Annotated in this window: 25 protein-coding genes and 2 pseudogenes; 10 read left to right on the top strand and 17 right to left on the bottom strand. The window is 73.6% G+C overall.

Annotation, left to right across the window (positions count from 1 at the left end):
• Positions 1–4: 4 nt before the first annotated feature.
• Positions 5–597 (top strand): annotated as a pseudogene (locus BJF80_RS04900) (MOSC domain-containing protein).
• Positions 598–783: 186 nt separating this feature from the next.
• Positions 784–1,779 carry a cold shock domain-containing protein gene (locus tag BJF80_RS21025; RefSeq protein WP_075811762.1) on the top strand — a complete coding sequence of 332 codons (996 nt, stop codon included), beginning with the start codon at positions 784–786 and terminating at the stop codon, positions 1,777–1,779.
• Positions 1,780–1,795: 16 nt separating this feature from the next.
• On the opposite strand, the gene BJF80_RS04890 is transcribed toward BJF80_RS21025, so the two are convergent.
• Both BJF80_RS04890 and BJF80_RS18235 read right to left on the bottom strand, forming a co-directional pair.
• Positions 1,796–2,284, bottom strand: a complete 489-nt coding sequence (locus BJF80_RS04890; RefSeq protein WP_075811760.1) for a metallophosphoesterase family protein — start codon at positions 2,282–2,284, stop codon at positions 1,796–1,798.
• 8 nt (positions 2,285–2,292) lie between these two features.
• Positions 2,293–2,529: a hypothetical protein gene (locus BJF80_RS18235; RefSeq protein WP_075811758.1), complete on the bottom strand. Its 237-nt coding sequence runs from the start codon at positions 2,527–2,529 to the stop codon at positions 2,293–2,295.
• Between the two features lie 129 nt (positions 2,530–2,658).
• On the opposite strand from BJF80_RS18235, the gene BJF80_RS04880 reads away from it, so the two are divergent.
• The 3 genes from BJF80_RS04880 to BJF80_RS04870 all read left to right on the top strand — a co-directional run bounded on the left by BJF80_RS04880 (position 2,659) and on the right by BJF80_RS04870 (position 5,535).
• On the top strand, positions 2,659–2,940 hold the full coding sequence (locus BJF80_RS04880; RefSeq protein WP_022923277.1) for a metal-sensitive transcriptional regulator: 282 nt from the start codon (positions 2,659–2,661) through the stop codon (positions 2,938–2,940).
• Positions 2,941–3,022: 82 nt separating this feature from the next.
• Positions 3,023–3,262 (top strand): heavy-metal-associated domain-containing protein, encoded by a 240-nt coding sequence (locus BJF80_RS04875; protein ID WP_022923278.1) that lies wholly within the window; start codon positions 3,023–3,025, stop codon positions 3,260–3,262.
• A gap of 53 nt (positions 3,263–3,315) precedes the next feature.
• Positions 3,316–5,535, top strand: a complete 2,220-nt coding sequence (locus tag BJF80_RS04870) for a heavy metal translocating P-type ATPase (RefSeq protein WP_075811756.1) — start codon at positions 3,316–3,318, stop codon at positions 5,533–5,535.
• Positions 5,536–5,649: 114 nt separating this feature from the next.
• Here the strand turns inward: BJF80_RS04870 and BJF80_RS04865 are convergent, their stop codons facing one another.
• The 9 genes and pseudogenes from BJF80_RS04865 to serS form a co-directional block, all read right to left on the bottom strand.
• Positions 5,650–6,297 carry a VOC family protein gene (locus BJF80_RS04865; protein WP_075811754.1) on the bottom strand — a complete coding sequence of 216 codons (648 nt, stop codon included), beginning with the start codon at positions 6,295–6,297 and terminating at the stop codon, positions 5,650–5,652.
• 43 nt (positions 6,298–6,340) lie between these two features.
• The gene (locus tag BJF80_RS04860; RefSeq protein ID WP_075811752.1) at positions 6,341–7,144 is read right to left on the bottom strand and encodes an RNA methyltransferase; all 804 of its coding nucleotides are present in this window, start codon (positions 7,142–7,144) and stop codon (positions 6,341–6,343) included.
• Positions 7,141–7,995 carry an HAD family hydrolase gene (locus tag BJF80_RS04855; protein ID WP_075811750.1) on the bottom strand — a complete coding sequence of 285 codons (855 nt, stop codon included), beginning with the start codon at positions 7,993–7,995 and terminating at the stop codon, positions 7,141–7,143. The genes BJF80_RS04860 and BJF80_RS04855 overlap by 4 nt, the downstream gene beginning before the upstream one ends.
• Before the next feature lie 21 nt (positions 7,996–8,016).
• Positions 8,017–9,201: an ABC transporter permease gene (locus tag BJF80_RS04850; protein ID WP_075811748.1), complete on the bottom strand. Its 1,185-nt coding sequence runs from the start codon at positions 9,199–9,201 to the stop codon at positions 8,017–8,019.
• A complete protein-coding gene (locus BJF80_RS04845) occupies positions 9,198–10,082 on the bottom strand; it encodes an ABC transporter ATP-binding protein (protein ID WP_075811746.1) in 885 nt (294 codons plus the stop codon). Before BJF80_RS04845 ends, BJF80_RS04850 begins: the two co-directional genes overlap by 4 nt.
• Before the next feature lie 134 nt (positions 10,083–10,216).
• Positions 10,217–10,924, bottom strand: coding sequence for a response regulator transcription factor (locus BJF80_RS04840; protein WP_075811744.1), 708 nt, complete (start codon positions 10,922–10,924; stop codon positions 10,217–10,219).
• The gene (locus BJF80_RS04835; RefSeq protein WP_075811742.1) at positions 10,921–11,796 is read right to left on the bottom strand and encodes a sensor histidine kinase; all 876 of its coding nucleotides are present in this window, start codon (positions 11,794–11,796) and stop codon (positions 10,921–10,923) included. Before BJF80_RS04835 ends, BJF80_RS04840 begins: the two co-directional genes overlap by 4 nt.
• Positions 11,736–12,404, bottom strand: a complete 669-nt coding sequence (locus BJF80_RS04830; protein ID WP_075811740.1) for a hypothetical protein — start codon at positions 12,402–12,404, stop codon at positions 11,736–11,738. Before BJF80_RS04830 ends, BJF80_RS04835 begins: the two co-directional genes overlap by 61 nt.
• A gap of 108 nt (positions 12,405–12,512) precedes the next feature.
• Positions 12,513–13,791: pseudogene (serS, locus tag BJF80_RS04825) on the bottom strand (serine--tRNA ligase).
• Between the two features lie 37 nt (positions 13,792–13,828).
• On the opposite strand from serS, the gene BJF80_RS04820 reads away from it, so the two are divergent.
• On the top strand, positions 13,829–14,869 hold the full coding sequence (locus BJF80_RS04820; RefSeq protein ID WP_075811738.1) for a diacylglycerol/lipid kinase family protein: 1,041 nt from the start codon (positions 13,829–13,831) through the stop codon (positions 14,867–14,869).
• 114 nt (positions 14,870–14,983) lie between these two features.
• Here BJF80_RS04820 and BJF80_RS04815 read toward each other — a convergent pair whose 3' ends face one another.
• Positions 14,984–15,424, bottom strand: a complete 441-nt coding sequence (locus tag BJF80_RS04815; protein WP_022923291.1) for a DUF4446 family protein — start codon at positions 15,422–15,424, stop codon at positions 14,984–14,986.
• Between the two features lie 224 nt (positions 15,425–15,648).
• Here BJF80_RS04815 and BJF80_RS04810 point away from each other — a divergent pair, with 224 nt between their 5' ends.
• Both BJF80_RS04810 and BJF80_RS04805 read left to right on the top strand, forming a co-directional pair.
• On the top strand, positions 15,649–16,968 hold the full coding sequence (locus tag BJF80_RS04810) for a hypothetical protein (RefSeq protein WP_075811736.1): 1,320 nt from the start codon (positions 15,649–15,651) through the stop codon (positions 16,966–16,968).
• Positions 16,875–17,714 (top strand): hypothetical protein, encoded by an 840-nt coding sequence (locus BJF80_RS04805; RefSeq protein ID WP_075811734.1) that lies wholly within the window; start codon positions 16,875–16,877, stop codon positions 17,712–17,714. Before BJF80_RS04810 ends, BJF80_RS04805 begins: the two co-directional genes overlap by 94 nt.
• Here BJF80_RS04805 and BJF80_RS19725 read toward each other — a convergent pair.
• From BJF80_RS19725 to BJF80_RS04790, 3 genes are read right to left on the bottom strand one after another with little or no spacing between them, the layout of a single operon-like run.
• Entirely contained in the window at positions 17,629–18,201 is a 573-nt protein-coding gene (locus tag BJF80_RS19725) for a glycosyltransferase family protein (RefSeq protein WP_075811732.1), read from the bottom strand. The genes BJF80_RS04805 and BJF80_RS19725 overlap by 86 nt on opposite strands.
• A complete protein-coding gene (locus BJF80_RS19720) occupies positions 18,198–18,551 on the bottom strand; it encodes a glycosyltransferase family 2 protein (protein WP_075811730.1) in 354 nt (117 codons plus the stop codon). The genes BJF80_RS19725 and BJF80_RS19720 overlap by 4 nt, the downstream gene beginning before the upstream one ends.
• A 31-nt stretch (positions 18,552–18,582) precedes the next feature.
• On the bottom strand, positions 18,583–19,485 hold the full coding sequence (locus tag BJF80_RS04790) for a DUF5926 family protein (protein ID WP_075811728.1): 903 nt from the start codon (positions 19,483–19,485) through the stop codon (positions 18,583–18,585).
• 38 nt (positions 19,486–19,523) lie between these two features.
• Between BJF80_RS04790 and BJF80_RS04785 the strand changes: the two genes are divergently transcribed.
• Both BJF80_RS04785 and lgt read left to right on the top strand, forming a co-directional pair.
• Complete coding sequence (locus BJF80_RS04785; RefSeq protein ID WP_075811726.1) at positions 19,524–20,636, top strand: 3-hydroxyisobutyryl-CoA hydrolase; 1,113 nt, start codon at positions 19,524–19,526, stop codon at positions 20,634–20,636.
• Between the two features lie 54 nt (positions 20,637–20,690).
• A complete protein-coding gene (gene lgt / locus BJF80_RS04780; RefSeq protein ID WP_075811724.1) occupies positions 20,691–21,560 on the top strand; it encodes a prolipoprotein diacylglyceryl transferase in 870 nt (289 codons plus the stop codon).
• A 51-nt stretch (positions 21,561–21,611) separates the two neighbouring features.
• On the opposite strand, the gene BJF80_RS04775 is transcribed toward lgt, so the two are convergent.
• Together BJF80_RS04775 and BJF80_RS19715 are read right to left on the bottom strand one after the other, a co-directional pair.
• Entirely contained in the window at positions 21,612–22,901 is a 1,290-nt protein-coding gene (locus BJF80_RS04775) for a Mur ligase family protein (RefSeq protein WP_237767449.1), read from the bottom strand.
• The gene (locus BJF80_RS19715; protein WP_237767419.1) at positions 22,793–23,176 is read right to left on the bottom strand and encodes a Mur ligase domain-containing protein; all 384 of its coding nucleotides are present in this window, start codon (positions 23,174–23,176) and stop codon (positions 22,793–22,795) included. Before BJF80_RS19715 ends, BJF80_RS04775 begins: the two co-directional genes overlap by 109 nt.
• Between the last annotated feature and the right edge of the window lie 27 nt (positions 23,177–23,203).

Here is a 23,203-nt window from a genome sequence, read left to right as displayed (position 1 = left end):
GCAGATGATGTCTCCGCACGTGGTGTCCGTGAGCCGGGACGAGCAGCACCGCTTCAGCAAGGTCCCGGTGGACAGCATCTGCGTCGTCGCCGGGCTCGGTGTCGTCGGTGACGCCCACGCCGGCGCCTGGTGCAGCACCGGTCCCGGGTGCGGCGCGACCCTAACCAGCCCAACCTGCGCCAGGTGCACCTCGTCCACGCGGAGCTCTTCGCCGAGGCGGAGGAGCAGGGGTATGCCCTCGCCCCCGGCGACCTGGGCGAGAACGTGCTCACCCGGGGTGTGGACCTGCTCGGGCTCCCGACGGATACCGTCCTGCACCTCGGGGACGCATCGTTGCGGCTCACCGGCCTGCGCAACCCGTGCGCCCAGATCAACGCCTTCCGCCCGGGGCTGCTCGAGGTCGTCCTGGCGAAGGAGGACGGCACGCCGCAGGGCGATCCAGCCCCGTCGACGGGCTCACCCACCGCGCGGGACGTCCGCGTGGTCCGCAAGGCCGGCGTCATGGCCGTCGTCGAGCGCGGCGGGGAGATCCGCCCGGGGCAGGACATCGAGGTCACGCTCCCGCCCGGACCGCACCGGCCGCTCGAGCCCGTCTGATCCGACGCTCCGCTACGCGACCGAGTGGCCCACGTGGGCGCGCCGGCGGCCCGGATCCGACCGCATACCTAAGCCACTGGGCGCGACCGTTGGCAGCCGCCGCCCGCGGAGCGCGTGCACCACCCGGGCCCGGCGTCGGGGACACTGGAGGCAGACCACTTCACCCCGTCACTCCAGGAGCCCACCGTGACCGAAGGAACCGTCCGCTGGTTCGACACCGACCGAGGCTTCGGCTTCATCGCCCTCGGCGAGGGGGCGGACGACCTGTATGTCCACGCCTCCGAGATCCTCAGCAGCGACGCGACCAAGGTGCTCCGGGAGGGACAGGTGGTCGAGTTCGAGATCGGTGAGGGGGACCGCGGCCCACAGGCACGCGCCGTCCGGGTCACGGCCGACCGGTCCGCCGACGCACCGCTGGGCGTGCTCGGCACCGTGTCCTGGTACGAGCCGTCCAAGGGCTACGGCTTCATCACCCCTGACGGCGGGGGTGACGAGATCTTCCTGCACAGCACGGCCATCGTCGGCGACGGCGTCGTCTCCGAGGGCCAGCGGGTGGCCTTCCTCGTCGTCGACGGGCAGAAGGGACCGCAGGCCGACCACCTGCTCCCGCTCGGCGCGGAGGCAGGGCAGGGCGCCGCGACATCCGACGGCGCGGACGGCACGGTGTCGTGGTTCGACGAGGACAAGGGCTTCGGCTTCATCGCCGCGGACTCCGGCGGCCCCGACGTCTTCGTCCACGCCCGGGCGCTGCCCGACGACCTCCCCGTGCTGGACGAGGGCGACCGGGTGATGTTCGACGTCGTCGAGAGCGAGCGGGGACCGCAGGCCCGCGACGTCCGGCTCGCGGGCGGCTCGTCCCGCGGACGCCGCCCTGCGCCGGCCGCGAGCCGCCCCAGGTCGGGTCGTCGCGACGCCCCCGGTGGCGCACCGCAGCGCGACGCTCGCGGCCCGGGCCGGGGCGACGCCCGTGGGGCCGCAGCCCGTGGCGGGCAGGGGGTCGTCGCCCGCTACGACGCCGAGCGGGGCTTCGGCTTCATCACCCCTGACGCGGGAGGGGCCGATCTCTTCGTCCACGTGTCGGTGCTGCGTGACGACGAGGGGCTCCTCCCGGGTGACCGGGTGCGCTACCAGGTGCGCCAGAGCGACCGCGGACCGCAGGCCGACCGGGTCGAGCGGATCTGAGCGCTCGCCCGTCGACCTAGAGCCGGTGGAGAGTCACCTCGTCGAGCGCCCCGTCGGCGACGGTGCAGGTCATGTAGGTGCAGTGCGGCTGACGCCGGCGGTCGGTCGGTGAGCCGGGGTTGAGCAACCGCAGCCCGTCGTGCTCGGTGTCCCAGGGGATGTGGCTGTGCCCGAAGACGAGGACGTCCAGGTCCGGGTATGCCGCGCGCATCCGCTCCTGCCGCCGCTCCTTGGAGCCGGTCTCGTGCACGACGCCCCACCGGAGACCGCCGATCTCGGTCCGCGCCACCTCGGGCAGCCGACGTCGCAGCTCCGGCCCGTCGTTGTTGCCCCACACCGCGACCAGACGGGACGAGCGCTGCTCGAGGGTGTCCAGCAGGTCGGGGGTGACCCAGTCCCCGGCGTGGACCACGACGTCGGCCTCCGCTACGCGGTCCCACACCGGCGCCGGCAGGTCCTTCGCCCGCTTCGGCACATGGGTGTCGGCCAGGAGGAGCAGACGCACCCCAGCTCTCACCCCACCTCGGGGGTGTCGGTGCTCCCCTGGTCATGGATCTGCGTGGCCATCTGGTCCAGGTCGCGCTCGTCGACCTCGACCTCGGCCTGGGCCATGCCCTCCTCCAGGTCCTCCCGGATCGTCTCGGGCTCCGCGCCCTCGTCCCAACTCTCCACCCGGTCGACCACGTGCTCGGCGGCCTCCTGCCGGGCGTCGGACTCCTCGGACCCTGACGTGCTGCTCTGCTCGCTCATCCCGTCACGGTAGCCACCGCCCGCCCGCGCCGCCTGCCGGACGGGCCGGCCCTCGCCTACCGTCGTCGTCGGACGGCTGCACCAAGGGTTGGCAAGAATACCCATAGGGGGTATGCTGTTGCCGTGGCTGTGAACGGATACACCGGGTCCAAGGACGACTACCTCAAGCGCCTGCGCCGGATCGAGGGGCAGGTGCGGGGCATCGCCCGCATGGTCGAGGAGGACACCTACTGCATCGACGTGCTGACCCAGGTCAGCGCGGCCACCAAGGCGCTGCAGTCGGTCAGCCTCGGGCTGCTCGAGGACCACATCGCGCACTGCGTCGTCGACGCCGCCGCGGAGTCCGAGGACGCCAAGGACGAGAAGGTCCGCGAGGCCTCGGCGGCCATCGCACGGCTCGTCCGCAGCTGACACCAGCCGGCGCCCAGCCCGGCGGCCTACGGTGCCGCCGACGCAGCCACCGGCATACCCCACCATCGCGAAGGAGCACCCCATGACCGATACTCCCGTCTCCAACCAGACCACCAAGCTCGTCGTCTCCGGCATGACCTGCGGCCACTGCGTCGCCTCGGTGACCGAGGAGCTCACCGAGGTCGACGGCGTCCTCGACGTGCGCGTCGACGACCTCGTCAAGGGCGGCGACACCGACGTCTTCGTCACCTCCGACGGGCCGCTCGATCTCGAGGCCGCCCGCGCGGCCGTCGAGGAGGCCGGCTACACCGCCCAGGCCTGAGGGCAGGCAACCATTCGCGACGCCCGGTCAGGGAGATGCAGGAGAGACCTGAGATGAGCACCACCACCGACGCCCCCGGCGAGACGCAGCACGTCGACCTCGCGATCAGCGGGATGACCTGCGCGTCGTGCTCGGCGCGGATCGAGCGCAAGCTCAACAAGGTCGACGGCGTCCAGGCCAGCGTCAACCTCGCCACCGAGAAGGCGAGCGTCACCTTCCCGTCCGCCCTCTCCGTCACCGACATCGTGGGCGTCGTCGAGAAGACAGGGTATGGCGCCACTCCCCTCGTCGAGGACGCCACCGGCCCGGGTCGGGCGCCGGCGATGACCCACGACGTGGTCCGACAGGGCTCGCTGCGGCTGCGGATGGTCGTCGCGGCCGCGCTCGCCCTCGTCGTGGCGGTGCTGCACATGGTGCCGCCGGTCCGGGAGGCCGCCGGCACGGCCGGGCACTGGGCGCAGTTCCTCCTGACCCTGCCGGTCTACCTCTGGGCCGCGTGGCCCTTCCACCGCGCCGCGGCGATCAACGCCCGCCACGGCGCCTCGACGATGGACACCCTCGTCTCCGTCGGCACGACGGCCGCGATGGGCTGGTCGGTGGTCGCGCTGTTCACCGGCTTCACCCACGACCTCTACTTCGAGGTCGTCGCCGTGGTCACGGCCTTCCTGCTCATCGGCCGCTACATCGAGGCGCGGGCCAAGGCGCAGGGGCGCTCGGCCCTCACCTCGCTCATGGAGCTCGGCGCCAAGGACGTGGCGGTGCTGCGCCAGGACGCCGGCACGGGCGCGATGGCGACCAGCGAGCACCGCGTCCCGATCGAGGAGCTCGTCGTCGGCGACCGCTTCGTCGTGCGCCCGGGCGAGAAGGTCGCCACCGACGGCGTCATCCTCTCCGGCCGCTCCACCATCGACGCCTCGATGGTCACCGGCGAGTCGATGCCGGTGGAGGTGGGACCGCAGGACCAGGTCACCGGCGCGACGGTCAACGGTCACGGCCGGCTCATCGTCCGGGCCAGCCGGGTCGGGTCGGAGACCACCCTGGCGCGGATCACCGACCTCGTGGAGCAGGCGCAGACCGGCAAGGCGCCGGTGCAGCGGCTGGCGGACCGAATCTCGGCGGTCTTCGTGCCCGCCGTGCTCGTCATCGCCGCGGTGACGCTGCTGCTGTGGCTCGCCACCGGGCAGGGGTTCACCCAGGGCCTGGCCGCCGCCGTGGCGGTGCTCATCATCGCCTGCCCGTGCGCGCTGGGCCTGGCGACGCCGACCGCGCTGCTCACCGGGACCGGGCGCGGGGCGCAGCTCGGCATCCTCATCAAGGGCCCGCAGATCCTGGAGTCCACCCGTCGCGTCGACACCGTCGTGCTCGACAAGACCGGGACCCTGACCACGGGCCACCCGGTCCTGACCGACGTCGTCACCGCTGGGTCCCTCCCGGAGCACGCGACCCTCAAGGCCGCCGCGAGCGTCGAGGCCGGCAGCGAGCACCCGGTGGCCGCGGCGATCGTCGCCGGCGCCCGCGAGCGCGGGGTCACCCTCGTCACCGCCGAGGACTTCACCAACCTGCCCGGCGAGGGCGTCCGTGCCACGCTCAAGGACACCGTCGTGACGGTGGGGCGTGCGAGCCTCTTCGAGGTCGTCCCCGAGGTGCTCGTCGAGGCGATGGAGCGCGCCGACGGCACGGCCGTGCTCGTCGGCTGGGACGGCACGGCCCGAGCCCTCATCACGGTCGCCGACACCGCCCGCGAGTCCTCCCCGCAGGCGGTGCAGCGGCTGCGCGACCTGGGCCTCACGCCATACCTGCTCACGGGTGACAACCCGCGCACCGCCGCCGCCGTCGCCGAACAGGTGGGCATCGACCCGGCGAACGTCACCGCCGAGGTGCTGCCGCAGGACAAGTTCGCCCACGTCCGGACGCTGCAGGAGCAGGGTCGCGTCGTGGCCATGGTCGGTGACGGCGTCAACGACGCGGCGGCGCTGGCGCAGGCCGACCTGGGCATGGCGATGGGCTCGGGCACCGACGTCGCCGCCGAGTCCGCCGACATCGTCCTCATGCGCGCGGACGTCGACACCGTCGCCGACGCCATCGGCCTGTCCCGGCAGACCCTGACGGTCATCAAGCAGAACCTCGTGTGGGCCTTCGGCTACAACACGCTGGCCATCCCGCTCGCGGCCTTCGGCCTGCTGACCCCGGTGATCGCCGGTGGCGCGATGGCGCTGTCCTCGGTGCTGGTCGTGCTCAACAGCCTGCGGCTGCGGGGCTTCGGACGCGCCTGAGGGCACGGTGGTGCCTGAGCGTGTGTCACATCCGTCGTCCTGACGACGCCTGCGACACACGCTCCTGCACAGGTATGCGTGGCGGCAGGCCGTGGGGCCGCAGCAGCCGGGAGGTCAGATGGTGACGCTGCCCTGCGGCGTGGAGAAGGTGACCTCGGTGAGGCACGGGCAGTCGTCGTCCTCGAGGAAGCCGAACTCGATGTCGCTCTCGAACTCGCCCTGCGGCGCGTCGGCGAGCCCGAGCCAGTCGCGGACCTCGGGCACGTCGCCGCCGACGGTCAGGCCGGTCAGGCGGGTCGTGCTCTCCTCCAGCCGGGAGGGGTGGTGCTCCGGCGCCGACTCCCAGCGCACGAAGAACGGCCGGTTGCCGTTGTCGATGACGTTGAGCACCCCGATCTGACGCCACTGCAGCTCGACGCCCTCCGGCGTGTGCCGGTGCCCCTCCACCGACGGCCGACCGAGCCGCTCCTCGACCACGGAGAGGTCCTCGACCGCGACCACCCACGCCATCCAGCCGCCGCCGTTCTCGGAGCGGGCACGCACGGCCTGCCCGAAGGGTGCCTTGTCGGAGGCAGGGTGGTCGAGCACCTCGACGACCTCGACGTAGCGCTCGTCGGCGAGCGGGATGACCACGTTGCGGGTGCCGAACCGCGGGTGCACCCCGCCGTCGTGCGGGCTGACCCCGAGCTGCTCCGCCAGGCGCTCCGCCGTGGCCTGCAGTCCCTCCGGTCCAGCCGCATAACTCACGTGGTCGATCCGCATGACCCTCATCGTGGCACACGCCTGATCCCCGGCTGTCAGCGCCTCAGCCCCGCTGCCGGACCGCCTCGTAGACGAGGATCGCCGCGGAGGTGGCGACGTTGAGCGAGTTCGCGCGCCCCACCATCGGGATCCGCACCCGGTATGCCGCGCGCCGCAGCACCTCGTCGGTGAGCCCGGTCTGCTCCGTCCCCACGGCGATCGCCACCGGCCCGCGGTAGTCGACCTCGGTGTGCGCCAGGTCGGCCTCCGGTGTCGCCGCGACGACCGGTATGCCGTGGCCCTCCAACCAGTCCAGCGTCGCCGTGGTCCCGTCCGCGGCGACCGGGACCGAGAAGACGGTGCCCTTGGAGGCGCGCACGGTGTTGGGGTTGCCCCAGTCGGTCACCGGGTCGGCCGCGAGGACCGCGTCCACCCCGGCGGCGTCAGCGGTGCGCAGCATGGCGCCGAGGTTGCCGGGCTTCTCGATGCCCTCGCCGACGAGCACGAGCGCGTCCGGGGGCAGCGTCAGGTCCCCGGGTCCGCCCCACGAGGCCTGCACGACCGCGAGCACCCCGTCAGGGCCCTCGCGGTAGGCCGTCTTCTCGAAGGCGGCGCGCGTGGCGTGGACGACCTCGGTCGGCCCGCCGGCCACCCGGTCGGTCAGCGCCGCCACCGCACCGGGGGGTGCGAGCTCGGGGCACAGCAGGAGCAGCTCCGGCACCACGCCCGCGTCCAGCGCCAGGCTCAGCTCGTCGTGACCCTCGACGAGGGTGCGCCGCTCCCGGTCCCGCACCCGGCGCCGCCGCAGCCCGGCAACCGCCTTGAGCCGCGCGTTGGCCGGCGAGGTGATGAGGAGCGGATCGCTCACGCGAGCTCGTCCAGCACCTCGGCGAGCGCGTCGGCGAGGCCGTCCTCCTCCACGGCGCCGGTGGTGCGGTCGGCGATCCGCAGGACCTCCTCGGGCGCCTGGCCCATGGCATACCCGACAGCCGCCCAGTGCAGCATCTCGAGGTCGTTGCGCTGGTCCCCCACCGCGACGGTGCGGTGCGGCTCGACCCCGAGGCGGCGCCGCACCTGCTCCAGCGCGGAGGCCTTGGACACGCCCTCGGGCGCGAGGTCGAGCCAGGCGCTGTAGCCGACGGCGTAGGACACCCCGTGCAGCCCGATCCGCTCCACGAGGGAGGTGAAGTCCTCCGTGGTGAGGTTGGGCTCGCGGAAGGTCACCCGGGTCGCGGGCCGCGCGGTGAGCTCCTCCACCGGCACCTCGATCTCCTCGCCCCACAGCTCGCCCTCGGGGAAGGGGGTGCTCACCTTGAAGCCCACCCCAATCTCCTCGACCGCGATCAGCGCGGTGGGGAGGTGGGTGCGGATGAGGGCGATGGCCGGGGCCGGGTCGAAGGTGACCTGGTCGACGATCTCGAAGCCCTCGGCCTGCTCCGGTGCGACCGCCACGGTCACCGCGCCGTTGGAGCAGACCGCGGGGCGCTCCGGCGTCATGAGCCGCAGCGCCTCCATGACCGGCAGGGTCGAGATGACCGACCGCCCGGTGGCGATCACGACGGTCACGTGCGGCAGGTCGTCCAGCGCGCGGACCGCCTCGGTGACCCGGGGCGAGAGACGCCCGTCGTGATGCACGATCGTGCCGTCGACGTCGAGCGCGACGAGCAGCGGCGACGAGGAGGGATCGGTGGGGGCGGCGTGCTCGTTCCTGCTGGTCACGCCGCCAGCGTAGCGATGCCCTCAGTCCTGGAGCGACATCGCCTTGCGCCAGGACAGGCTGCCGGAGGTGTGCAGCAGCGCCCGCTCGTAGAGCCGCGCCCCCAGCGCGATGGTCACCCCGCAGAAGGCGAGGGCCAGGAGCAGCGCGAGGGCCGGCTCCCACAGCGCGGTGTCACCCTCGATGATCCGGACCGGCATGACGAAGGTCGAGGCGACCGGGACGAAGGAGAAGATCTGCTGCCAACGCCCGTCCAGGTTGATCCCGACGATGAAGAGCACGACGAGCACCATCGTCAGCGGCATCGTCGTCTGCTGCAGGTCCTCGGTCCGCGACGCCAGCGCACCGGCCGCCGCCCAGACGCAGGCCAGCGCGAGGAAGCCGACGAGGAAGAACGGGAGGTACCACAGGATGGCCTGGGTGAGTCCGGGCAGCGCGACGTCGAGGTCGACGAAGGTCAGCCCGACGAGGCTGACGGCGGTGATGAGCGCGAGCTGCCCGAAGGCCAGCACCGTGTTGCCCAGCACCTTGCCCATGAGCAGCTGCCGGGTGGGGATCTTGGCGGCGAGGATCTCGATGATGCGGGACTGCTTCTCCTCGACCACGCTGTTGGCGATCTGCATGCCGAACATCAGGGCGGCGAAGTAGAACAGCATGGCGAAGGCGAAGCCGAGGACGTAGGCCAGCGGGCCGCTCATCGCCCCCTCGTCCTCCTCCGCGAGGTCGACCTGGGCGAGCTCGCTGCCGGAGGTCAGGTCGGCCACCGAGGTGCCGGCCGCCTCGGCATTGGTCGCCAGGGCCGTGGTGCGGACCGCCTCGGTCAGCGCGCCGTCGAGCTGTGTCGGCGCGCCGCCCTCGTGCAGCAGCTCCCAGGCTCCGGGCTCGCCGACCAGTGCCGCGTCGGCGTCGCCCTCCTGCACGGTGGTCTCCGCGGCGGCGCGGTCTGCCACCTCGACCAGGGTGATCTCGGCCTCCTCGTCGGTGGCCTGCAGCGACTGCTCTGCCTGGGCGACGACACCGGAGGCCGCGTCGTCGGTCACCGCGACGTCGTAGGAGGCGGAGCCTCCGCCGATGAGCGCGGGCACGAACATCGCCGCGAGCAGCAGCACGAGCGTGAGGCCGGTGCCGATGAGGAAGTTCTTGTCGGTCAGCTTGACCCGGATCTCGCGTGCCGCGACCAGGGTCCAGGGTGCGGTCGTGGTGCTCATGCGACGGCCACCTCTCGGTAGATCTCGGACAGGGTGGGGCGGATGCGGCTGAACTCGCGGACGGTGCCGCGACCCACCGCGTCGGCGAGCAGCCGCTCGGCCGCCTGCTCGTCCTGCGGCTGGACCAGCACGCTCGGCCCGTCGAGGTCGATGACCTCGACCCCGGGCATACCCCGCACCCAGCCGGTGTCACCGGCCATGGTGAGGCGGTAGCGCAGCGGGGCGCTGGCACGCAGCTGCTCCGAGCTGCCCTCGGCGACGACCTTGCCGCCGTGCAGCACGACGATGGAGTCGCACAGCCGGTCCACGAGGTCGAGCTGGTGGGAGGAGAAGAGCACGGGGACACCGGAGGACGTGTGCTCGCGCAGCAGCTCGCTCATCTGGTCGACCGCGGCCGGGTCGAGCCCGCTGAACGGCTCGTCGAGCACGAGCAGCTTGGGGTCGCCGAGGACCGAGGCGATGATCTGCGCCCGCTGCTGGTTGCCGAGCGAGAGCTCCTCCACCTTGCTCTTCAGCCGCTCGCCCAGGCCGAAGCGTGTGAGCAGGTCCTGCGAGCGGTCGCGCGCCTGGTCGGCGCTCATGCCGTGCAGCTGCCCGAGGTAGGTGAGCTGGGCGAGGACCGGCTGCTTGGGGTAGAGCCCGCGCTCCTCGGGCATGTAGCCGAAGCGCACCCGGTCATCGCGGGTCAGCGGCGAGCCGTCCCAGCGCACCTCCCCGGCGCTCGGGGCGAGCACGCCCATGACCATGCGCATCGTCGTCGTCTTGCCGGCGCCGTTGCCGCCGACGAAGCCGACCATGCGGCCCTGCGGCACGGTGAAGCTGACCTCGTCCACGGCGAGGTGGTCGCCGTAGGCCCGGGTCAGGCTGTCGAGTTCCAGCACCTCGTGTCCTCTCGAAGGGGTGGGCCGGCTCCCGCGTGCGCGGGCCGGTCGGTATGCCTCCACGCTAGGCGGCGAGGCGGTCCCCGGCATCAGCCGAGCCGCCGATTGTCGCCTCATCCTCAGGGCGGAGGAGGTCAGCCTGCGGGGTCCGTCCCTGCCTCGCCCGGCCGCACGAGCCCGGCCTCATAGGCGGCGATGACCGCCTGCACCCGGTCGCGCACGACGAGCTTGGCCAGGACGTTGGAGACGTGGGTCTTCACGGTCGCCTCGCTGACGAAGGCCTCGGCGGCGATCTCGGCGTTCGACAGGCCGCGGGCCATCATCCGCAGCACCTCCCGCTCCCGACCGGTCAGCTCGGGCAGGGCCTCGCCGTCGGCCGGCGTGGGGTCGAGCGCCGCCGGTGGGCCGTCACCGGTCGCCATCCGGCTGATGACGCGCATCGTCACCTCGGGGGCGAGCAGGGCGTGCCCCTCGGCCGCGGCCCGGACCGCGTCGACGAGGTCGTCCGCCTCGGCGTTCTTGAGCAGGAAACCGCTGGCGCCCGCCTCCAGCGCGTCGAAGAGGTAGTCGTCGCGGTCGAAGGTGGTGAGGATGACGACCTTGACCTCCGGATGCTCGGCCACGATGCGCCGCGTCGCCTCGATGCCGTCCAGCACCGGCATCTGCACGTCCATGAGCACGACGTCCGGCCGGTAGGCGGCCACCGACGCGACGGCCTCCAGCCCGTTGCCGGCCCGGCCGACCACCTCGACGTCAGGCTCGGTGGACAGGATCATCGAGAAGCCCTGCAGGAGCAGCGGCTGGTCGTCGACGAGAAGGACCCGCAGCCGGGTGCCGGTCACCGGGGCGTCCCCGCGGAGGTGTCGACGGGGGCGGTGCGGTCGGCGGTGCCTGCCTGGGCAGGGGTGCCTGCGGGGGTAACGGTGCCTGCGGGGGCAGCGGTGCCCGCGGAGACCAGGCGGGAGCCTGGGCCGCGCCCGTCCAGCGGCAGCCACACCCGCACCCGCCAGCCCTGGCCGCCGGCCCGGGGCCCCGCCTCGACCCCACCACCCAGTAAGGCGGCCCGCTCGCGCATCCCCTGCAGCCCGAGCCCGGTGCCGGACGTGCCGACCCGGGGGGACCCGTCGTCGACGACCTCCACCTCGACGGTCTGGGCGTCCTCGTCGACCCGGACGGTGGCGCGGGCGGTCCGGGCCGTGGAGTGACGGCGCACGTTGGCCAGCGCCTCCTGCACGATCCGGTAGGCGGACAGCTGCAGCGGCGGCGGGACCCGGCCGGCCGCGCCCGGTGCCGACTCGACCACCTGGCCGCTGACCTGGCACAGCGGGGTGCTGGCCTGGTCGACGAGGTCGGGCAGGGTCGCCAGCGTCGGCTGCGGTGCCCGGTCGGCGCCCTCCTGGGCAGCGGCGCCCGTCCCGGCGCCGGCGTCACCGTCAGCGACCCGCAGCGTGCCCAGGAGGTCCCGCATCTGGCCCACCCCGTCGCGGGCGGCCCGCTCGATCGCGGTGAGCGAGTCCCGCGCGGCCTCGGGGTCGCGCTCCATGACCCGCCGGGCGGCGGCTGCCTGCACCCCCATGACCGAGACGTGGTGGGCGACGACGTCGTGCAGCTCGCGCGCGATCCGCAGCCGCTCGGCCACCACCGCCTGGTCGGTCAGCTGAGCTGTCTGGGCCCGGATGGTGGCTGCCTGCTCCTCCACCTGGGCCTGCCGCATCGCCCCGCGCCAGGCACCTGGCCCAGCCCGATGGCGAAGCCGAAGAAGATGGTGTTGCCGAGGACGGAGAAGAGCACCACTGCGAGCACGGTCGGCAGCGGCCCCACCTGCTCCACGTCCGACTCCCCCAGGTGGCGGCGGATGTCCTCGATGCCCGAGCCGAGGGCATACGTCCACGCGAAGAGCAGGACCAGCAGCACGAGGACGACGGCCACCGCGCCGGCGAGGGCCCGCCGGTTCCGCGCCCAGGCCATCCCGGAGAAGATGAGCAGGAAGTAGGCCATCTGGGTGGGCAGCTGCGACATCGTCATGGGCATGACCAGGGACATGACGATCATGTGGGTGCCCGCCGCGAGCGTGACGAGCACCGGCAGCCGGCGCCGCACGACGACCATGGCGCAGAGGGTGAGGATGCCGGCGTACTGCCACACCGGCCCGTAGCGCTCGTCCTGCAGCAGCCCCATCGACCGGGTGAGCTCCTGGGACGCCACGATCGTCAGCAGCGCCACCAGCGCCCACCGGACGTCGGTGCGCAGCTCGCCGGGGCCGGGGGCCGGGCGCACCCAGCGCTCGTCGACCCCGAACCAGACCTCCACCGCCCGGATCACGGCCGTCCCGTCCCTCGCTCACGCGTCACCACGGCACCAGCCTAGGCAGGCGCGGCGCTGCCGCGCCTCCGCCAAACGGCGGAGATCCCGGCCGGGCCCAGGCCGAGGTCACCCGCGCGGGGTGAGCGACTCCATACCGCCGAGGAAGGGGCGCAGCGCCTCGGGCACCCGGACGCTGCCGTCGGCCTGCTGGTGGTTCTCCAGCAGCGCGACGATCGGCCGGGTGCTCGTGGCGACCGTGCCGTTGAGGGTGGCGACGGCGCGGGTGCCCGAGCCGTGCGGGTCTCGCTCCCGTATGCCGAGGCGCCGGGCCTGGAAGGTCGTGCAGTTGGAGGTCGAGGTGAGCTCGCGGTACTTCCCCTGCGTCGGCACCCAGGCCTCGCAGTCGAACTTGCGGGCCGCCGGCCCGCCGAGGTCGCCCGCGGCGACGTCGATCACCCGGTAGGGCAGCTCGAGGGCGTCCAGCAGGCGCCGCTCGATCCGGAGCAGGTTCTCGTGCTCGGCGACGGCGTCCTCGACCCGGCAGTAGACGAACATCTCGGTCTTGGTGAACTGGTGCACCCGGAAGATGCCCTTGGTGTCCTTGCCGTAGGACCCGGCCTCGCGGCGGTAGCAGGTGGAGGTCGCGGCATACCGCAGCGGTCCGTCAGAGAGGTCGAGGATCTCGTCGGCGTGCAGCCCGGCGAGCGCCACCTCCGAGGTGCCGATGAGGTAGAGGTCGTCGGCCTCGAGGCGGTAGACCTCGTCGGCGTGGGCGTCGAGGAAGCCGGCGCCGGCCATCGTCTCCGGACGGACGAGGTTGGGGACGATCGCGGGGGTGAAGCCCTCCTCCTGCGCGACCTGCTGGGCCAGGCCCATGAGCGCCTGCTCCAGCCGCGCCCCGTCGCCGAGAAGATAGTAGAACCGAGCGCCGGAGACCTTCGCCCCCCGGGCCATGTCGATGGCCCCGAGGGCCTCGCCGAGCGCGAGGTGGTCGCGGGGCTCGAAGCCCTCGGCCGCGAAGTCGCGCGGGGTGCCGACCTGCTCGAGCGTGACGAAGTCGTCCTCGCCACCGACGGGCACCCCGTCCATGACGACGTTGCCGATGCGGCGCATACCCTCCTCGCGCGCGGTGGCCGCCTCCTGCGCCTGCGCGTCCAGCGACTTCACCCGGGCGGCCAGGTCCTTGACCTGCGCGAGCAGCGACTGCTTCTCCGCGCCCTGGGCCTGCGCGACCTTCTTGCCGAGGCTTCTGCTCGGCGCGGGCGGTCTCGAACTCGGCGAGCGCCCGGCGGTGCGTCTCGTCCGCGGACAGCACCTGGTCCACCACGGACGAGTCCTCGCCCCGAGCCTGCTGGCTGGTGCGGACACGGTCGGGGTCGGCGCGCAGGTCGCGGATGTCGATCATGCGGCAAAGCCTAATGGCGCGCGGTTACCCTCGGCCCATGGTTTCTTCGCGCCGCGCTGCGGTCATCGTGAACCCGACGAAGTTCGGGGACGTCGAGGCCGTCCGCGGCCGGGTGACGCGGGTCTGCGAGCGACTGGGATGGGACGAGCCGCTGTGGCTGGAGACCACGGCCGAGGATCCCGGGGTGGGGCAGACGCAGGAGGCGCTGGAGGCCGGCGTCGACGTCGTGTGCCCGCTCGGGGGCGACGGCACGGTGCGCACCGTCGGGTCCGGGCTCGCCGGGACGGGGACGGCGATGGGCCTGCTGCCCGGTGGCACCGGCAACCTGCTGGCGCGCAACCTCGACCTGCCCGTCGACTCCGTGGAGGAGGCGCTCGAGGCGGCCCTCAACGGCACGAGCACCCCCATCGACACCTGCCGGCTCGAGCTCATCCGGCCCACCTCGGCCCAGCTCGCCGACCGGCTGGAGGACGAGGACGACCCCGCGCGCAACGTCGACTTCGACGACGCCGTGGACCAGCGCGACGACGAGGACGTGCGCGAGGAGCACCGCTTCCTGGTCATGGCCGGGCTGGGCTTCGACGCCGAGGTGATGGCCTCGGTGCCGGAGAAGCTCAAGGCGCGGGTGGGCTGGATGGCCTACCTCGTGGCAGGACTGCGGCACCTCAAGGGCCCGCAGTTCACCATCGACCTGCGGCTCGACGGCGCCGACCCCACGCACCGTCGCGTGCGCTCGGTCATGGTGGGCAACGTCGGCAAGCTGCAGGGTGGGATGGAGCTGCTGCCGGACGCCATCGCCGACGACGGGACCATCGACGCGGTGCTCCTGTCCCCCGAGGGCATCGTGGGCTGGGCCGCGACGATCGCCCAGCTCAGCACCCGGCGCAAGATCGGCCACAAGCGGGTGGACCACTTCCAGGGCCAGGAGGTCCGGATCGTCTCGGACAAGCCGGTCGAGCTGGAGATCGACGGGGACCCGCTGGGCTCGGCCCTGGCGGTCCGGGTCCAGATCGACCCGGGCAGCCTGCTCGTGCACCTGCCGAGCTCCTCCCGGGCCGTGCTCCACCGCCCCTCCTGACCTCCCCTTCGCCTTTCCCCCGACCGAACACCCCTCCGGTCCGCCCCTCGCCCCGGCCCGACACCCCTGGTGTCCGGTCGATCCCCCGACCGGACACCCTTCCGGTCCGACGCGTCAGTCGTCCCGGCCGGTGCGGGCGGCGTCGAGCGCCTGGCGCTCCTCCGGGGTCAGCACGATCTCGGAGTCGCCGCCGACGATGCCCTTGGCGTAGGTCCGGCTCTCGCCGCGAGCATGGATCGAGCTGATGACCATGCCGTCGCCGGTGTCGTCGACGACGGCGGCGGAGAAGCTCATCCTCCCGCCCATGTCGCCGAAGGCGTCGTAGCGGACCACGGCCACGTGTCGCAGCGCCTGCGCGAGGTCGCCGCGCAGCGTCGTGAGCTCGGCCTCGAGCGCCTCGATCCGCTCCCGCTCCGGCGTGGTCGGCGCGCCGGCCTCCACCAGCTGCGTCAGCCGGCGGTCCACCACGCGCAGCCGCCGCCAGGCGATCGCCGCGACCAGCAGGGCGAGCACGGCGACCCCACCGGCGATCCAGGCGAGCAGCTCGAGGTCCACGCGCTCAGGGTATGCGCTCCCCCACCTCCGCGACGCCGGGCATACCGAGCACTCTGGTCACCCGACCCGCACCTCGAGCACGCCTGTGCAGCAGCGTGCGTCACAGGCGTGCCCCCGAGCACGCGTGGGACGCACGGGGACGCACCACAGGAGGCACACGCGTACGTCCGCGCAGGTCATCGCTCGTGCAGGCCGTCGTGCGACCATGCACCCGGAGGTGAGGCATGGGACGGCGAGCCCTGGGGTGGACCCTCGTCCTCACCGTGCTCGGCTCCTGGTGCCTGGCGGCGCTGGCCGTGGTGGCGGGGGTCGCCCCGGCCCAGGCGCCCGGGACCCGTCCGCTGCCGGAAGCGAGCGGCGGACCGGTGGTGCTCGTGGGCATCCCCGGCCTGACCTGGGACCTCGTCGGCGACTCCACGCCGACGCTGCACCGGCTCGCGGAGCAGGGCGGGTCGGCCGCGCTGGTGCTCCGCGGCCCGGACGAGGTCACGTGCACCGCCGACGCCTGGCTCACCGTGGGGGTCGGGACCCGCACCGATCGCGAGGCGCTCGGCTGCGGAGTCGACGCCACACCGGTGTGGGACGGCGCGGGGGCCCGCGAGCCGGATCTCTCCGCGCTGACCGCGCCGGCGCGCGCGGCGGGCACGTGCGTCACCACGCACGGCCTCACCGCAGAGCCCGGGCCCGGAGGTCCACCGGTGCTGGACACCGACACCGCCGGACTGCTCGCCCGCCCCGCGCTCGACCCCGACTGCCGGATCCAGCTCGTCGCGGCCACGGCGGTCTACGAGAGCGACCGGTCGGAGATGCTGGCCGACCTCGACGCCGCGCTGGCCGATCTCGTCGACGAGGTCGAGCGGCGAGACGGCATCCTCGTCGTCAGCGGCATGGGCCAGACCGCGACGGACGCGCGTGCCCAGACACTGATCGTCGCGCCCACCTCCGACGGAGCCACCCCGTCCTTGCTCACCTCGGGCTCCGCCCGTCAGGCCGGCCTGGTGCAACTCGTCGACCTCACGCCGACGCTGCTGCAGCTGGCCGGCTTCGAGCCCGGCACCGACGACCTCCCCGGCGCGCAGGTGGCCGAGGTCCAGCGGCAGGACGATGAGCCCGCCACCGCTGCCGCAGACCTCGCCGACGCCGTCAGCGACGCCCATCGGCTCGCGCCCTGGACCCTCGGCGCCCTGGCTGTGATCCTGCTCCCGCTCGTGGCCCTCGGCGCGGCCGTCCGGCGGTGGGGACCCGACCACGCGCCCGGCCTGCTCACCGGCAGCGCCTGGTGGTCATGGCCCTGCCGGCAGGCACCTTCCTGGCCGGTCTCGCCCCGTGGTGGCGGGCCGAGCAGCCGTGGCCCACGCTCGTCGCCCTCGTCCTCGGCGCCGCCAGCCTCCTCGCGCTGCTCGCCCGAGGTGTGCCGGGCGCCCAGAGATCCCCGCTGGCTCCGCCCGCCGTGGTCGCCACCCTCACCCTCGTCGTCCTGGGGATCGACACGCTGTGGTCCTCCCGCCTCGGGCTCGTCGGTGTCCTGGGGCTGCAACCGGTGACCGCCGGCCGGTTCTACGGCCAGGGCAACGTCGGCTACGGCATCCTGCTCGGCTCGGTGCTCGTCCTCATGGCGGCAACGCTCACCTGGCTGACGCGCCGTGGGGCGGCGCTCGCAGTGGCGCTGCTCGGGGGCGGCGCGCTCGTCCTGGGTGCCGCCCCGCAGGCCGGTGCCGACTTCGGCAGCGTGCCGGCCACCGCGGTCGTCACCGGGCTGGTGCTCCTGGCCGCCCTCGGGGTCCGGTGGACCCCGCGCTCGCTCCTGCTGGTAGCCGGTGGGGCCGCCGTGCTGGCGGCGCTGGCGATGGTCCTGGACTGGCTGCGCGGGCCGGAGCGCCGCACGCACCTCGGCGCCTTCGTGCAGGCCGTCCTCGACGGTCAGGCCTGGGGCATCGTCACCCGCAAGCTGGAGCAGAGCGTCGGCATCCTGGTCAGCTATCCGCTGTCCTGGCTCGCGGTCCTCGCGCTGGTCGGGCTGGCGGTCCTGCTGGTGCACCGGCCGGCGTGGTCCCTCCCGTTGTGGACGCACGCCGGGGTGGCCCCGGTCGCCGCCGCAGCGGTGGTGGGTATGACCGTGGCCTGGGTGCTCAACGACTCCGGGATCGCGGCGGTCGCCCTCTGCCTCGCCGTGCTCCTGCCCGCGGGCGCGGTGGTCCTCGCGCTCAGCCCTGAGGTGGCTGGCGGCGGCGCCACTCCGCACGAGCCCGGTCCAGCAGCGGACGACCGTGCCGCTGCACCTGGTCGCTGACCTGCTCGGCCGCCCGCCTGGCCGCCGGGACACCCTTCTCGCGTGCCGTCTGCGCCAGGCGCGACCCCTGCTCCCGCACGATGCGGCTGCCCTCGAGCCCGCCGTCGCGCACCTTGTCCGGCACGCCGGAGCGCTCGGCCAGCGCGAGCGAGACGTCGGCGAGCTGGCGGGCCCGGTGCATCTGCGAGGCCATGTCGCGGCCCGTGGCGCGGTGCCGCACCTCGCAGGGCACCTCCAGCACCCGGCCTCCCGCCCGGACGACGTCGACCGTGAGACCGACCTCGACTCCCCAGCCGCGGGCGAGCGGCGTGGCATCGATGAGTGCCTCGCGGGTGATGCACCGCTGGCCGGACAGAGGTTGCGAAGGCTCCCAGCCGGTGAGCCTGGCGATGCCCGCGGCGGCGGTGCGGACGACCAGCCCCAGCCCTGCCGCCCCCTGCTGAGGCGGCAGCACGGCGATCGTCATGTCGGCCTGCCCGGTGATCACCGGCGTGATGATCGGTCCGAGGCCGGCCGCCGACCCCTCGAGGTCGCGTCGACGAAGAGCAGCGGGGCGCCGGGCATGAGCTCGTGCGCCCGCGCCGCCCCGGTGGTGAGCGCCGCCGCCTTGCCCCGGTTGCGCTCGTGCCGGACCACCTCGACGCCGCCGGCCCACTCCGCGACGTGCGCCGTCTGGTCCACGGACCCGTCGTCCACGACGACGATCGCGCCGACCGCGGGGAGCTGCCGCAGCCCGGCGATCGTCGCCCCGACGCGCGCCTCCTCGTCCTTGGCCGGGACCACGGCGACGACCTGTCGCTGCAGCACGCCCTCCAGGGGCCCCTCCACGCTGCTCATCCCGTCTCCTGTCCTCGCCCTCGACCCCGCGTCAGCGCAGGGTGACCTGCCGGGAGACCAGCGCGCTGCGGGCCCGGCGCTCGGCGTCGGTGAGCGGCTCGTCCTGCGCCAGCGCCGCGTCATACCTGCTCTGCAGCGCGGCGAGCGCCTCCGCGTGGTCCTCCGCAGCGCTGTCCGCGGGCACCTCGAGCACCGGGACGAGCACCCCGCAGGCCCGGAAGGCGCCGATGAGGTCGGTGCCCTCACCGAGCGTGTGCTCGCCCGCCGCCTGCAGCCGGGCGAGCGCCTGCAGCGCGGTGTCCTCGTCCTGGCCCAGGATCCAGCGGATGTAGGAGCGGCCGGACATGTGGCACCAGTAGGCCGTCCGGGCGCCCTCGACCCGCGTCATGGGGACGGCGGTCTCGTTCATCTGCTCCAGGGCGGCGGTCATCTCCTCGGTCGCGTCCTCGCCGAGCCAGAAGCCGAAGTCGTCGTGGACCTGCACGTCCAGCTCCTGCCCCTCGGGCAGCACGTCCTGGAGCCGGGGGGTGTCGGCCGTCGCGGGACGCACCGAGTTGACCGAGGTGCCGGGCTCGCTGGCGAGCGCGGTGAGCGCCGACGCCACGATGTCGCGGGAGGCGTCGCCGCTGGAGGTCCGGGACTGCAGCGCCACCAGAACCTCGCCGGAGTCGCGGTGGATCGCGGGCATCGCCGCCGGCAGCACGGTCACCAGGGTGACCGGGTGCTCCCCGGCCTTCACCTCGGTCCCGGCGACGGTGGTGCCTTCGGGCACGCTCAGCGTGACCTCGGCGGAGGCGGCGGGCAGGATCTCGCGCATGGCCACCCACTCGCTCTCGCCCGCGAGCCCGTCGAAGGGGCGCGCGACGAAGGGTGCGGGACGCGCCTTCGGGGCGCTCTGACCGGACTGGCGCTTCTTGCGTGATGCCTTACCCATAGCCGGGGAGTCTACGTGCGCCGTGAGAGCCTCGACGCATGCGCGACGACGACGTCTCCCTGTCCTGGCAGCCGGCTCCCGGTCGCGGCGAGGAGGTCCTGTATGCCCTCGACGGGCCGCTCGGCCGGGTCCGGCTCAACCGGCCGCGCGCGATCAACGCGCTCGACCGGGCCAGCATCGACTCGCTGCTGCAGCAGCTGCGGGACTGGGCGCAGGACGAGCAGGTGGCCGCTGTCGTGATCGACGGCGCCGGCGAGCGCGGGCTGTGCGCCGGGGGTGACGTGCGCGCGCTGCGCGAGGCGGTCCTGGGCGGTCGTGAGCAGGAGGCGGTCGACTACTGGGAGGCGGAGTATGCCGTCGACGCCCTCGTCGCGTCCTACCCCAAGCCCTACGTCGCCTGGATGGACGGCATCGTCATGGGCGGCGGGGTCGGCGTCTCGGCGCACGGCTCGGTCCGGCTCGTGACGGAGCGGACCCAGCTGGCCATGCCGGAGACGATCATCGGCTTCTTCCCCGACGTGGCCGGGCTGCACCCGCTCTCCCGCGCGCCCGGGGAGACCGGGACGCACGTCGCGCTGACCGGTGCGCCGGTCGGTGGGGCCGACGCCGTGCTCCTCGGGATGGCCGACGCCCTCGTGCCGTCCGCGGCGAAGGCGGACCTGCTCGCCGCGCTGCGCGAGGACCCCACGCTCGACGCCCAGGCTCTCGCCGCGGCCGTCGACGCCAGCCACGACAGCAGCCCGGACTCCCCGACCGGACACCCCTCCCGTCCGGACCCCACCTCCTGGTTGGAGCAGCAGCGCGGCTGGATCGACCCCTGCTACGCCGGTGAGGACGCCGCCGCGATCCTCCGGCGGCTGCGCGAGCGGACCGAGCCGGAGGCGCAGGGGGCGGCAGAGCAGGTCGCCGCGCGGTCACCGCACTCGGTAGCGGTGGCCCTGGAGGCCCTGCGCCGCGCCGCGACGATGAGCGTCGAGGAGGTGCTCGAGCAGGATCTGCGGCTCGGGCCGGTCTTCGCGACCCACCCCGACTTCGCCGAGGGCGTCCGTGCCCAGCTCGTCGACAGGGACCGGCAGCCGCGCTGGCAGCACGCCTCGGTCGCCGACGTGCCGCGCGAGGAGGTGCTGGCCGCCTTCGGCGACCGCCCCTGACCCGCCCGGCCGGTCGGGGGGAGCGCGTCCAGCCGCGCCCGCTAGGGTCGGCGGGTGTCGTTCCTGACCCACCTCGCCCACCTCTCCGCGAGCTCGGCCGGCGAGGACTCGCCGCTGCGGTGGGAGGACCTCGGGCTGACCCAGGGCATCGACCTGGGCTTCTTCACGCTGCGCTACTACGCGCTCGCGTATGTCGTCGGCATCCTGCTCGGCTACTGGCACTTCAACCGCATGTCCAAGGCCCCGGGCAGCCCGATCACGCCGCGTCAGGTCGACGACCTCATGATCGGTGTGATCTTCGGCATCATCATCGGCGGGCGCCTCGGCTACGCGACCTTCTACAACCCCTCGCTGTGGACCTCGTGGGAGATCCTCATGCCCTGGAACGGCGGCATGAGCTTCCACGGCGGTCTCATCGGTGTCCTCGTGGCGATGGCGTGGTTCTGCTGGCGGCAGAAGCTGCCGCCGCTGCGGGTCACCGACTACATCGCGGTCAACGTGCCGATCGGCATGATGCTGGGCCGCATCGCGAACTTCGTCAACGGCGAGCTCTGGGGCCGCCCCAGCGACGTGCCCTGGGCCATGGTCTTCCCGGGCGCCGGCGAGGAGCCGCGGCACCCCAGCCAGCTCTACGAGGCGGCGCTCGAGGGCGCGCTGCTCATCGTCGTGCTCTTCTGGCTCTTCTGGCGGACCCGCGCCCGGTGGCGGCCCGGGCTGCTCGCCGGGGTCTTCGCGATCGGCATCGGCCTGGCGCGCTTCGTCGTGGAGTTCTTCCGCGAGCCGGACGCCCAGCTCTCCGAGTTCGCCGCCGCCACCGGTCTCAACATGGGCCAGTGGCTGACCATCCCGCTGCTCGTCGCCGGTCTCGTGCTCGTCGTGCGCGCGCTGCGGCGGCCGGAGGTGGAGCAGGTCACGGTCCCGTAAGAGTCGTCACCCTTCACGACTGCCACGGGACGCTCTGCTCGGCACAACCCCTCAGTCCCGCTCGCGCCGCGCTGCCAGCGCGCGGCGGGCCTCCTCGATCTCCTCCCACGGCACCAGCTCGGTGCCACGCTCCATCGTCTCCTCCGGGCCCTTGCCCGCGAGCACGACGGTGTCGTCGGCGCCGGCCTCGCGTACGGCATACCGGATGGCGTCGGTGCGGTCGCCGATCGAGACGAAGTTGCCCCGCCCCGCCTCGCGCGCGCCGCGCTCCATCTCGTCCAGGATGTCCTGCAACGGCGTGGTGCGGTGGTCCTCCTCGGTGAAGACCACGCGGTCGGCGTGCCCGGTCGCGACCCGCCCCAGCGGTGCCCGCTTGGAGGGGTCCCGCGGCCCGCCCGCCGATCCGAGCACGACCCAGAGCGCTCCCTGCGTCGTCACCCGCACGGTCGCCAGCGCCTTCTCCAGGCTCGGTGGGGTATGCGCGAAGTCGACGATGACGCGCGGCTCGCCGTCGCGGCGCTCGACCATCTCCATCCGCCCCGCGACCCCGCCGAAGCTCGACAGCCCCGCGACCAGCTCCTCGAGCCCGACCCCCGTCGCCGCGACCCCGGCCATCGCGGCGAGCGCGTTGGCGACGTTGAAGCGCCCGATCATCGGCAGCCGGGCCGCCGCGCTGCCCTGCGGCGCGTGCACCGTGAAGGTGATCGCGTCCGGTCCCTCCTCGACGTCGGTCGCCCGCCAGTCCGCCTCTCCCCCCTCCGCGGAGTAGGTGGTGACCGTGCCCCCGTCGGCGGTCGCGAGCGGCACGAGCTGGTCGAACCACGGGGTGTCGTCGACGTTGAGCACGCTGTGCCTCGCGCGCTGCACCAGCCGCGCCTTGTCCGCGAAGTACTGCTCCATCGAGCCGTGGAAGTCGAGGTGCTCGCCGGTGAGGTTGGTCCACACGGCGACGTCGTAGTCGACCCCGCGCACCCGGTCGAGCGCGAGCGCGTGGCTGGAGGACTCGACGACCGCGTCGCTCGCCCCCGCCTGCACCATGTCGCGCAGGATCTGCTGGACCTGCGGCGCCTCGGGCGTGGTGAAGTGCGAGGGCGGCTGGCGCAGCACGCCGTCGGGCAGCTCGTAGCCGATCGTGGACAGCAGCCCGGTCGGCCGGCCGCACGCGCGCAGCAGGTGCAGCGCCAGGCAGGAGGTCGTCGTCTTGCCGTCGGTCCCGGTCACGCCGATGACGCTCAGCGCGTCGCTGGGGCGACCGGCGATCGCCGTGGCGGCATCGGCCAGCGCCGGTCGCACCGCCTCGACGCGCAGGTAGGGCACCGGGCAGGTGGCGCCCTCGGGCAGACCCTCGCCGATGACGGCCACCGCACCGCGCGCGACGCGTCGGCGATGAAGGTATGCCCGTCGAAGCGGGCGCCGCGCACCGCGACGAAGGCGTCGCCGGGGCGGATCCAGTCGGCCTGGTGGCTGACGCCGGTCACCTCGATGTCGCCGAGGTCGCGGTCGCTGGGGCGGTCAACGGCACGGTCGCCGTGGCCGTCGGAGTCGCGGTCGTCGGGGCCGCCACGGCCCGCCCGGTGGTCGGCGCCGAGGGTCGCGGCGAGGTCGCTCAGTCGCATGGCGTCACAGTATGCGCCCGGCCCAGG

This window comes from Serinicoccus sp. CUA-874, from assembly GCF_001942225.1.
GTDB classification, from domain to species: domain Bacteria; phylum Actinomycetota; class Actinomycetes; order Actinomycetales; family Dermatophilaceae; genus Ornithinicoccus; species Ornithinicoccus marinus.
The sequence above is the reverse complement of the archived record's forward strand: the minus strand, read 5'-3'. Positions and strand labels throughout refer to the sequence as shown.